This is a genomic window from Neisseria sp. DTU_2021_1001991_1_SI_NGA_ILE_055, from assembly GCF_032342915.1.
Taxonomy (GTDB): Bacteria; Pseudomonadota; Gammaproteobacteria; order Burkholderiales; family Neisseriaceae; genus Neisseria.
Window position 1 is genome coordinate 2,392,180 of record NZ_CP135440.1, and the last position, 9,311, is coordinate 2,401,490.

Below are 9,311 nucleotides of genomic sequence, written 5' to 3' on the forward strand. Positions count from 1 at the left end.
ATCTTTCAGACGGCCTTGCCTGACAGGATAAGGCCGTCTGAAAACGTTTTAGTGGGCTTCGATAAATGCAGCCACTTGATCGGCATTGGTCAATGCGCTGCATACGGCTTCTTTGTTGATACGTTTGGCGAGGCCTGCGAGGACTTTGCCGGGGCCGCATTCGGCGGATTCGGTGATGCCTTCAGAAACAAGCGCGTTGACGGTTTCTGTCCAGCGCACCGGGCTGTACAGTTGGCGTACTAGGGCATCTTTGATTTTGTCGGCATCATCGTAAGAGGCAACATCGGCATTATGGATGACGCGGATTTGCGGTTGTTTGATGGTGATGTCTTTCAATGCTTCGGCAAGTTTTTCCGCTGCGGGCTTCATGAGGCTGCAATGTGAGGGAACGGAAACGGGCAGCGGCAGGGCACGTTTGGCTCCGGCTTCTTTGGCGGCGGCCATGGCGCGTTCGACTGCGGCGGTGTTGCCGGCGATCACGACTTGGCCTGGGGAGTTGAAGTTGACGGCTTCAACGACTTCGCCTTGTGCGGCTTCGGCACAAATGGCTTTGACTTGTTCGTCTTCCAAACCCAAAATAGCGGCCATTGCGCCTACGCCTTGCGGTACGGCAGATTGCATGAGTTCGGCGCGCAGGCGGACCAGTTTGACCGCGTCTGCAAAATCCAATGCGCCGGCAGCGACGAGGGCGGTGTATTCACCGAGGCTGTGGCCTGCAACGACGGAAGGGGTTTTTCCGCCGGCTTCCAAGTAGGCGCGGTAGGTGGCAATGCCGGCAGCCAGCATGATGGGCTGGGTGTTGACGGTTTGACCGATTAATTCGGCATCTTTGCCGTTAATCATTGCCCACAGGTCTTGACCCAATACGGCGGAAGCTTCGTCAAATGTGGCTTTAACGATGGTTTGCTCGGCAAAACCGTTCATCATGCCTAGGCTTTGTGAGCCTTGTCCGGGAAAAAAGAATGCGAAAGACATGGTAATTCCTTATTGGTTTGAATGTTTGAGGGTGTCTGCCAGCAGAAGGAGGGTGGCGACAATATTGGTTGAGGCACTCAGCCGGAAGGTGCGGACAAACTCGGGTTTGCTGGTTTTGTGCCTGAATGCGAGGCTGCCGCAATAACCGCCCGGCCAGCCGCCAAGCAGGTTGAGCAGGTGCAATTTTGCTTCGGGTATGCGCCTGCCGTGCTTGCGTGCGCGCTGTTTGTCTTGGTAGTAAAGCAGGAAAACGTATGCGCTCAGCACGAGATAGGCGATTGCCAGTTTGGGCAATATTACAGCCGTTATGCTTAAAAACAGGCTACTGATGCAGAGTGCAAACGTTAGGGATTTCATGGGTTTGAGCAGAATAGGCCGTCTGAAAGGGATGTTCAGACGGCCCAACCGTTAGTATTTCACCAAAACCGCACCCCAGGCAAAACCGCCACCGATGCCTTCGAGCAAGAGGTTTTGTCCGCGTTTGATTTGTCCGTTTTTAATGCCGACATCCAGTGCCAACGGAATGGAGGCTGCGGAAGTGTTGCCGTGGTCTTGGACGGTCAAGATCACTTTGTCCATGCTCAAGCCCAAGTGTTTGGCGGTAGAGTCGATAATGCGCTTGTTGGCTTGGTGCGGCACAATCCAATCGATTTGATCGGTGGTGTAACCGGCTTCTTCGATAACGTCATCTGCAATTTTTGCCAGCATTTTGACGGCAAATTTGAATACGCCGGGGCCGTCCATGCTGATGTAGGGCGAACCGCAAACCTGGCCGTTGGCGATTTGCCCGGGGACGTTTAAAAGGTTGAGGTAGTTGCCGTCGGCTTTGAGTTTGCCGTGTATGATGCCCGGCTCGTCAGATGCGCTTAAGACAACCGCGCCTGCGCCGTCACCAAAGAGGACGCAGGTGGTGCGGTCGTTCCAATCGACGATGCGGCTGAAGGTTTCCGCGCCGATAACCAAAGCGTTTTTCGCCATGCCGCTTTTGATGTAGGCATTGGCAGTGGTCATGGCATACATAAAACCGGCGCACACGGCTTGTACGTCAAAGGCAGGGCAGCCATTGGTTATGCCTAATTTTTGCTGAACGATGGTCGCAGTAGAGGGGAACTGCATATCGGGAGTGGCTGTGGCAACGATAATCAGGTCGATGTCGTCAGCCTGTAAATGGGCATCTGCCAAGGCGCGACGTGCTGATTCGGCGGCCAAGTCGCTGGTTTTTTCGCCCTCGTCTGCAATATGGCGGAATTTGATGCCTGTACGCGTGGTAATCCATTCGTCGGAAGTGTCCACTTTTTTGGCAAGGTCGTCATTGCTGACGCGGTTGGCAGGAAGATAGCTGCCTGTGCCGGAAATTTTGGCATATTGCATGAGAACGGCCTTTTTAGAGAGTTAATTCAGATAGTCGGATATTGTAAGCGAAAATGGGGAAATTCCCAATATGAAGCATGAAGTTGGTGTTTCAAAGATAAAAACAGGCCGTCTGAACATTTTGAAGTTTCAGACGGCCTGTGTATATCAGCCTTAAGCTTCCGTGGCCGGAGCGGCGGTTTCTTCCTGTTCTGCTTCTGCTTTGGCGGCTTCTAAAGCGGCCAACTGGGTGGCTACGCCTTGTTCGATTTGGGCGAGGCCGGCGGATTTGGCTTCGTGGTAGGCTTCCTCCAAAGCATAACGGAAGCCGACTTCGTCGGTTCCGCCGTGGCTCTTAATCACGATACCGCGTAAACCAAGCAGGATGGCGCCGTTAAATTTGCGCGGATCGAGTTTGCCTTTCAAGCCTTTGAGCGCGGGCAGGGCGGCAATGGCGGCAAGTTTGTTGAACAGGGTGCTTTGGAATTCACGGCGGATGGCGCCGCTCATGAATTTAACTGCGCCTTCGATGGTTTTGAGCATAACGTTGCCGACAAATCCGTCTGCAACAACGACATCGGCTTCGCCATACAAAACGCTGTTGCTTTCGATATTGCCGATGAAGTTGAGTTTGCTGCTGCTCAACAGTTTAAAGGTTTGTTTGACGGCATCCGTACCCTTGATGTCTTCTGTACCGACGTTCAAAAGGGCGACGCGCGGGCTACCTTTTTCCGGGTGCAGGGCGTGTACCAGCTCGCTGCCGATGATGGCAAATTGAACCAGTTGTTCGGGCGTACAGTCAACGTTGGCACCCAAATCCAAAGCCAAAGTAACGTGTTCGCTGTCGGAAGGCAGGAATTTGGCGATGGCAGGGCGCTCAATGCTGGGAATGGTTTTGAGGACGAATCGGGCGGTCGCCATCAATGCGCCGGTATTGCCTGCCGATACGGCGGCTTGCGCGTTGCCTTCTTTAACTTGGTTGATGGCGATGCGCATGGATGATTCTTTTTTGTTTTTCAGCGCGGATTGCGGCGCTTCATCCATTTCAACAACTTGTGCTGCATGGCAGACGGTAATGCGGTCCATGGGCGCGCCTGCCGAGCTTAATGCTTGGTGGACTGCTGCTTCATCGCCGACCATAATCAGGTGTACGTCGGATTGTTGTTTTAGGAAATCCACTGCACCGGGGACGGTAATCGCAAGGCCTGCATCTCCGCCCATGGCATCTACGGCCAGTGTAATCATGTTGTTCTCCGGTTTGTGTGTTTCAGACGGCCTCGGACCATCGGACGAGCACATTCATCTGATTTTCAGGAGATGAATTGAAAATCAGATGGAAAGGCTTGTTGCGACGGTCATGCCGGATTTATCGGTTTTGCGCGGCCAATTTATTGTGTTCGTCGATGTCCAGCGCGTCCCAAGGATAGTTGATCCACCAGTCTTCCACGGTAATGCCGCTGAAATAAGGGATGCCTTCGGGAATCTTGCCGACTTTGGCTTTGATTTTTTCATGCAATACTGCCACGCCGATGGTGCCGAAATCTTCTTTCAACAATTCGTTCAGGCAGAATTCCATGGTAACGCGGCTGTCGTCCACTTCGTCAACAACCAGTACGTTTTTGCCTTTCAGTACATCGGGAACGGGATCGAGCCATTGGACTTTTTTCACTTCCTCGGTCACTTGACCTTCGTGATCGTTGTCGTAGTAGGCTGTGGTCACGGCGTAAATCGGGATTTCCAAGAAGCAGCGCAACATGCGAGCAGGGATGAAACCGCCGCCGCCAATGGCAATCATGGCATCGTATTTGGTGCCGGAGTTTTGGATTTTTTCCGCCAATCCTTTGATTACGCGGTGGATGTCGTCGTAGGTGTACCAGATTTTACGTTTCATGGTGTGCTTCCGAAGAGGAAAATACAGGGTGCAATGCAAAAAAGCCAGTCATTGCATGGCAATATTCTGGCTTTTTCAGTCAGACGAACGGATTATTCGCCTTTAGCTTTTACCACTTTACGGCCACGGTACATACCGTTTGGAGAAATGTGGTGTGGACGATGCACTTCGCCGGTCGCGCTGTCGACAGACAGAGAAGGCGCAGTCAGAGCGTCGTGTGAACGGTGCATACCGCGTTTAGAAGGGGATTTTTTGTTTTGTTGAACGGCCATTTCAAGCTCCTAAATAAATAAACTGTGTCCTAATTAACTGCTTTTCAAACCTGCTAAAACAGCGAAGGGGTTTGGTTTGTCCCGATTGACTTCTTCCAGTGTCCCATTGTTGCCGCAGTCTTCGTGTCGAGGGGAGAAAGGGAGCGACATCAGGATTTGGTCTTCGACCAGAGTTCGTACGTCTAGCTCTTTTTCGAGCAGCATACCTTCCAATTCTTCATCGGCAAGCATGGCTTCGTCCAAACTCTCTTCATCGGCAAACAAGACGATACGGCTGGTTTCATCGAGCAGAAACGGCATGGGCGTAATGCAGCGCTGGCAAATCAGGGGCATATCGGCTTTGACGTTCAAATCGAGAAACAGACGTTGCAGCCGGTCGCGGCCACCTTGCAGCGTAAACGACACGCGCGTCTGTTTGTCGGCCGGATAATCGTGCGAACTGACTCGTTCATCCAATTCTTCGAGCAGGAAGCTGCCTTGCAGATTCTGCCCTTCGGCGGCGAAAACTTCTGGGTCAATCAAATTAGGGTATGACATAAACGGAGTATGATATAATTTCGGCGGTCTAACGTCAATGTTTTTAAGTAAAAATATGGAAGTAAAACTGCCTTTGGTTTTAGGGTCGACTTCGGTTTTCCGTTGCGGACAGCTTCGCCGTTTGGGTGTCGATTTTCAGACGGCATCGCCTGATTTTGACGAAACACCTATTGCGGGCGAGCATGCGGGCGAAACGGCGCTGCGTTTGGCTAAAGGTAAAGCCCGTTCATTGGCGGCAGCTTTCCCTGCCGCGCTGATTATCGGAGCAGACCAAGTCGCATGGTGCGAAGGACGTCAATTGGGTAAGCCGATGAACGTCGCAAATGCACAACAGATGCTGGAAAACTTAAGTGGAAAACGGATTGAATTTTACAGCGCAATCGTGCTTTTGAATACTGCTACGGGCAAGGTTCAGCATCATGTCGATCATACGGTGGTTACCATGCGCCAGTTGTCGCAGGAACAAATCAGCCGATATTTGGAACGTGAGCCGGATGCGGTTTATTGTGCCGGCGCGGCGAAGAGCGAGGGTTTGGGCGCTGCTTTGTTGGAGCGGATTGAAAGTACGGACCCAAATGCTTTGATTGGCCTTCCGATTTTCCGTCTGATTGATTTTTTGAAAAACGAAGGTGTGGAAGTTTTATAGTTTGAGGCCGTCTGAATGTGTTCAGACGGCCTGAGATTTTTGGGAGCTGCAAGAATGAAACCGATTTTGTATTTGATTCCTACCCCTTTGGGTGCGCCTGATACGCCATGCCTGTTGCCGCATGAGCAACAGGCGATTGTCGGGCTGACGGATTTTGTTGTGGAAGCGGAAAAAACAGCGCGCGCGCATTTGAAACACTTGGGTGTGACTACGCCTATCCGCGAGCTGAATCTGCAAACGCTGAATGAACACACGGATTTGAAGACTTTGCCGGAATTGCTGAAACCTTTGCAAGAAGGGCGCAGTATGGGTATTGTCAGCGAGGCAGGTTGCCCGGCTGTTGCCGACCCGGGCGCGAATTTGGTGGCGTTGGCTCATAAACACGGTTTTGAAGTACGGCCTTTGGTCGGGCCGTCCAGTTTGTTGCTGGCGCTGATGGCTTCGGGTGCGAATGGTCAGAACTTTGCGTTTAAGGGTTATTTGCCGTCTGAAAAAAATGAGCGGATTCAGCGTTTGAAGGCTTTGGAGCAACGTTCGCGCCAGCAGAATGAAACGCAGCTGTTTATCGAAACGCCGTATCGCAACGATGCGTTGTTGGCTGATGCGGTGGAAAACCTGCATCCTGAAACGCGATTATGCGTGGCCACGGACTTAACCTTGCCGACACAGGAAATCATCAGCCAGACGATTGCGCAGTGGCGGAAAAGAAAAGAAATGCCGAATTTGAAAAAACGCCCGACGATTTTTGTGTTGCATGCAGCGTAAAACTGGATTGGGTTCAATTTCAAACTGTATTTGTTTGGGGAAATAAAAAAGGCCGTCTGAACAACAGACGGCCTTTGTGTTACCTAAACCTTTATCAAGAAACGACTTCGCCTTGGGCGCGTTGTTTTTCGATGCTGCGGTTGATGTGCCATTGTTGGGCGATGGTCAAGAGGTTGTTGACTACCCAGTACAGAACCAAACCGGCAGGGAAGAAGAAGAACATGATGGAGAAAATCAAAGGCATGACTTTCATCATTTTCGCCTGCATCGGGTCGGTTGACGGCGGATTCAGATAAGTTTGTGCAAACATGGTTGCCGCCATAATCAAAGGCAGGATGTAGAAAGGATCCGGACGGCTCAAGTCGGTAATCCAGCCCAACCAAGGCGCTTGGCGCAATTCTACGGAGGCGAACAATGCCCAGTACAGGCCGATGAAGACGGGGATTTGCAACAGCATAGGCAGGCAGCCGCCCAGCGGATTGATTTTCTCGTCTTTATAAAGCTGCATCATAGCTTGTTGTTGCGCCATGCGGTCATCGCCGTATTTCTCTTTGATGGCTTGCAATTTAGGTGCGGCGGCACGCATTTTTGCCATAGAGCGGTAAGAGGCGTTGGTCAACGGGTACAGCACGGCTTTGACGATGATGGTCAAAACGATGATTGCCCAACCCCAGTTGCCGATGATGTTGTGCAGTTGGTTCAAGAGCCAGAAGAGCGGGGAGGCGAACCAGTGTACTTTGCCGTAGTCTTTGGCCAGTTGCAGTTTGTCGGCGATGTTGGCGATAACGGAAGTGGTTTGCGGACCGGCATACAGGTTGATGGCGGTTTCGGCTTTCGCGCCGGCTTGAATGGCGGCTAAAGGCACGCTGACGCTTGCGCTGTACAGGTTGTCGTTTCGACGTTTGATGTCGATACGGCAGTCGCCTGCGGTGCATACGCTTTGGCCGTCTTTAGGCTGCAAAATCCAAGTGGACATGAAGTGGTGTTCAATCATGCCGAGCCAGCCGGTCGGCGTTTTGCGGATGTATTCGGCTTCGGATTTGCCGGATTTAGCATCGTCGTCCAAATCAGAGAAGCTGACTTTTTGGAAGCCGCCTTCAGGGGAGTAAACCACCGGGCCGACGTAAGAGCGGGTAAAGTAGCCTTGGCCTTCGGGTTCGCTGTGGTCGCGGACGATGCGGTAGTCTGCGCTCAGGTTGACGGGTTGGCCGTTGCTGTTGGTAATGTCAAAGCGGACGTTAACCAAGTAGCTGCCTTTGGTAAAAGTATAAACTTTGTCGATTTTTAGGCCGTTGGTTTCAGGTGCGCTCAGGCGGACTTCGACTTTGTCGCCTTCCAAACTGTATTGTTTTTGCGGAGCGGTAAAGCTGATGCCTTTCAGAACGTTGTTGCCTTGTGCGTCCAAAAGCTCGGATTGGGCAACATAGGTGTATTCCTTGCCGTCGTTAAACAGGAGGAAAGGTTTGTGTTCGTCACCGGTTGCTTTGTATTGCAAGAGGGTCAGCTGGCGCAGGTCGCCGCTTTTTTCGTCGATGACGGCTTTAACTGTGTCCGTGGTAACGGTAATAGGGGAGGCCGGGGCAAGCGCGGCTTCAGCAGCGGCTTTTGCCGGAGCAGCGGCCGTTTGCTGTTGCGCGGCTTGTTGCGCCGGATTAGGTTTGGGGCTGGGGAAGAAATGTTCCCAGCCGGCAAAGATTGCCACTGAAATGGCAAAAAACGCCATTAGTCTTTTAAAATCCATAAGAGATTCCTGGAATTGACGGATAGGTAATCGAGATGAAAACTGCTTCAGACGGCATTATATAGAAACCGACGGGAAATTAAAGGAAATCGTGTTCTTTAAATGGTTGACAGCAGCATTATGGAACAGGGTCATGTCCGTGTCCGCCGAAAGGGTGGCATCGTGCGATGCGTTTGATGGCCAGCCATCCGCCTTTGAGTGCGCCGTATTTTTTGACGGCTTCGACTGCGTATTGTGAACAGGTCGGGGTATAACGGCAGCGCGGCGGAATGAGGGGGCTGATGCAATATTGGTAAAAGCGGATGAGTGCAAGGATGAGCTTGGAAAGCAGGGTGTTCATCGGCGTTTTTTCATCAGCTGGGCAAGTTGGTTTCGGGCTTTCGGGGCTGTTTCACGATTAAACGCCTGACGCACGCGCACAACAAAATCATGCGGCGGCAGCTGGTGTTGATTCAGCCTGAACCAGTCGCGGATGACGCGCTTCATATAATTACGGTCATGTGCGCGTTTGGCGGTCTTTTTGCTGACGACCAAACCAAGGCGCGGATGGCCGAGCGTATTGTCTGTGGACTGGGAGACTTGCAGCAAATCGCGGCTGCGTCGGTTTTTCAACGCAAAAACGGATGAAAAATCATCCGTTTTTAATAAGCGATACTGCTTCGAGAAGCCGTAATTCAAAATTATACAGCCAGGCGTTTGCGGCCTTTGGCGCGACGGGCAGCCAATACTGCGCGACCACCGCGGGTTTTGGAGCGAACCAAGAAGCCGTGGGTGCGTTTGCGTTTGGTAACGGAAGGTTGATAAGTGCGTTTCATGATGTTTCCTAAAAATTGGTAGATAATTAAACCGTGAATTACACTCCAATTTGTTGCTTTTGTCAATCAATATAAAAACTTTTCGTCGGCTAAAGTGTGACAACGGGTTTGATGCATTGATAGAATTTGTGGATAAAATTTTGCGGCGGTTGTGGATAAAAAAGAGCGGAATGGGTATAATCGCCCAACCTTGCTTTTCTCTGTGCGCAAGGCCGTCTGAAAGCAGCGGGCGTGTCATAAAAATCTGATTTTTATTGGATTGCCTGTCTGCTCCGCCTTCTTGTATTTCCCAAATCTTCCATTTTCCGAGCTTAATCTC

13 protein-coding genes are annotated in these 9,311 nt (G+C 51.6%); 2 read left to right on the top strand and 11 right to left on the bottom strand.

Features of this window, described 5'->3' with window-relative positions; translation table 11 throughout:
• Nucleotides 1-48 precede the first annotated feature (48 nt).
• The 7 genes from fabD to RRV97_RS11425 all read right to left on the bottom strand — a co-directional run bounded on the left by fabD (nucleotide 49) and on the right by RRV97_RS11425 (nucleotide 5,025).
• On the bottom strand, nucleotides 49-975 hold the full coding sequence (gene fabD, locus RRV97_RS11395) for an ACP S-malonyltransferase (protein ID WP_315611576.1): 927 nt from the start codon (nucleotides 973-975) through the stop codon (nucleotides 49-51).
• 9 nt (nucleotides 976-984) lie between these two features.
• The gene (locus RRV97_RS11400) at nucleotides 985-1,269 is read right to left on the bottom strand and encodes a DUF1294 domain-containing protein (RefSeq protein WP_315611577.1); all 285 of its coding nucleotides are present in this window, start codon (nucleotides 1,267-1,269) and stop codon (nucleotides 985-987) included.
• A 114-nt stretch (nucleotides 1,270-1,383) separates the two neighbouring features.
• Complete coding sequence (locus RRV97_RS11405; protein WP_315611578.1) at nucleotides 1,384-2,346, bottom strand: beta-ketoacyl-ACP synthase III; 963 nt, start codon at nucleotides 2,344-2,346, stop codon at nucleotides 1,384-1,386.
• A gap of 153 nt (nucleotides 2,347-2,499) precedes the next feature.
• Nucleotides 2,500-3,570 carry a phosphate acyltransferase PlsX gene (plsX, locus tag RRV97_RS11410; RefSeq protein WP_315611579.1) on the bottom strand — a complete coding sequence of 357 codons (1,071 nt, stop codon included), beginning with the start codon at nucleotides 3,568-3,570 and terminating at the stop codon, nucleotides 2,500-2,502.
• A 121-nt stretch (nucleotides 3,571-3,691) separates the two neighbouring features.
• Nucleotides 3,692-4,216 (bottom strand): phosphoribosyltransferase, encoded by a 525-nt coding sequence (locus RRV97_RS11415; protein ID WP_003748924.1) that lies wholly within the window; start codon nucleotides 4,214-4,216, stop codon nucleotides 3,692-3,694.
• A 92-nt stretch (nucleotides 4,217-4,308) separates the two neighbouring features.
• Nucleotides 4,309-4,488 carry a 50S ribosomal protein L32 gene (rpmF, locus tag RRV97_RS11420; protein WP_002240035.1) on the bottom strand — a complete coding sequence of 60 codons (180 nt, stop codon included), beginning with the start codon at nucleotides 4,486-4,488 and terminating at the stop codon, nucleotides 4,309-4,311.
• 33 nt (nucleotides 4,489-4,521) lie between these two features.
• On the bottom strand, nucleotides 4,522-5,025 hold the full coding sequence (locus tag RRV97_RS11425; protein ID WP_070836800.1) for a YceD family protein: 504 nt from the start codon (nucleotides 5,023-5,025) through the stop codon (nucleotides 4,522-4,524).
• Nucleotides 5,026-5,080: 55 nt separating this feature from the next.
• On the opposite strand from RRV97_RS11425, the gene RRV97_RS11430 reads away from it, so the two are divergent.
• Together RRV97_RS11430 and RRV97_RS11435 are read left to right on the top strand one after the other, a co-directional pair.
• Entirely contained in the window at nucleotides 5,081-5,671 is a 591-nt protein-coding gene (locus RRV97_RS11430) for a Maf family protein (protein WP_070815027.1), read from the top strand.
• A gap of 54 nt (nucleotides 5,672-5,725) precedes the next feature.
• A complete protein-coding gene (locus RRV97_RS11435; RefSeq protein ID WP_004520414.1) occupies nucleotides 5,726-6,436 on the top strand; it encodes an SAM-dependent methyltransferase in 711 nt (236 codons plus the stop codon).
• Between the two features lie 94 nt (nucleotides 6,437-6,530).
• Here RRV97_RS11435 and yidC read toward each other — a convergent pair whose 3' ends face one another.
• The 4 genes from yidC to rpmH all read right to left on the bottom strand — a co-directional run bounded on the left by yidC (nucleotide 6,531) and on the right by rpmH (nucleotide 8,992).
• Nucleotides 6,531-8,177, bottom strand: coding sequence for a membrane protein insertase YidC (gene yidC, locus RRV97_RS11440; RefSeq protein WP_315611580.1), 1,647 nt, complete (start codon nucleotides 8,175-8,177; stop codon nucleotides 6,531-6,533).
• A 118-nt stretch (nucleotides 8,178-8,295) separates the two neighbouring features.
• On the bottom strand, nucleotides 8,296-8,517 hold the full coding sequence (yidD, locus tag RRV97_RS11445) for a membrane protein insertion efficiency factor YidD (RefSeq protein ID WP_315611581.1): 222 nt from the start codon (nucleotides 8,515-8,517) through the stop codon (nucleotides 8,296-8,298).
• Nucleotides 8,514-8,855: a ribonuclease P protein component gene (gene rnpA / locus RRV97_RS11450; RefSeq protein ID WP_315611582.1), complete on the bottom strand. Its 342-nt coding sequence runs from the start codon at nucleotides 8,853-8,855 to the stop codon at nucleotides 8,514-8,516. Before rnpA ends, yidD begins: the two co-directional genes overlap by 4 nt.
• Before the next feature lie 2 nt (nucleotides 8,856-8,857).
• Entirely contained in the window at nucleotides 8,858-8,992 is a 135-nt protein-coding gene (gene rpmH, locus RRV97_RS11455) for a 50S ribosomal protein L34 (RefSeq protein ID WP_002214728.1), read from the bottom strand.
• Between the last annotated feature and the right edge of the window lie 319 nt (nucleotides 8,993-9,311).

Excerpts from the sequence above, each read along its gene's own strand:
- fabD (WP_315611576.1), bottom strand. The coding sequence starts at position 975 with ATGTCTTTCGCATTCTTTTTTCCCGGACAAGGCTCACAAAGCCTAGGC.
- RRV97_RS11405 (WP_315611578.1), bottom strand. The coding sequence starts at position 2,346 with ATGCAATATGCCAAAATTTCCGGCACAGGCAGCTATCTTCCTGCCAAC.
- plsX (WP_315611579.1), bottom strand. The coding sequence starts at position 3,570 with ATGATTACACTGGCCGTAGATGCCATGGGCGGAGATGCAGGCCTTGCG.
- RRV97_RS11415 (WP_003748924.1), bottom strand. The coding sequence starts at position 4,216 with ATGAAACGTAAAATCTGGTACACCTACGACGACATCCACCGCGTAATC.
- rpmF (WP_002240035.1), bottom strand. The coding sequence starts at position 4,488 with ATGGCCGTTCAACAAAACAAAAAATCCCCTTCTAAACGCGGTATGCAC.
- RRV97_RS11425 (WP_070836800.1), bottom strand. The coding sequence starts at position 5,025 with ATGTCATACCCTAATTTGATTGACCCAGAAGTTTTCGCCGCCGAAGGG.
- RRV97_RS11430 (WP_070815027.1), top strand. The coding sequence starts at position 5,081 with ATGGAAGTAAAACTGCCTTTGGTTTTAGGGTCGACTTCGGTTTTCCGT.
- RRV97_RS11435 (WP_004520414.1), top strand. The coding sequence starts at position 5,726 with ATGAAACCGATTTTGTATTTGATTCCTACCCCTTTGGGTGCGCCTGAT.
- yidC (WP_315611580.1), bottom strand. The coding sequence starts at position 8,177 with ATGGATTTTAAAAGACTAATGGCGTTTTTTGCCATTTCAGTGGCAATC.
- yidD (WP_315611581.1), bottom strand. The coding sequence starts at position 8,517 with ATGAACACCCTGCTTTCCAAGCTCATCCTTGCACTCATCCGCTTTTAC.
- rpmH (WP_002214728.1), bottom strand. The coding sequence starts at position 8,992 with ATGAAACGCACTTATCAACCTTCCGTTACCAAACGCAAACGCACCCAC.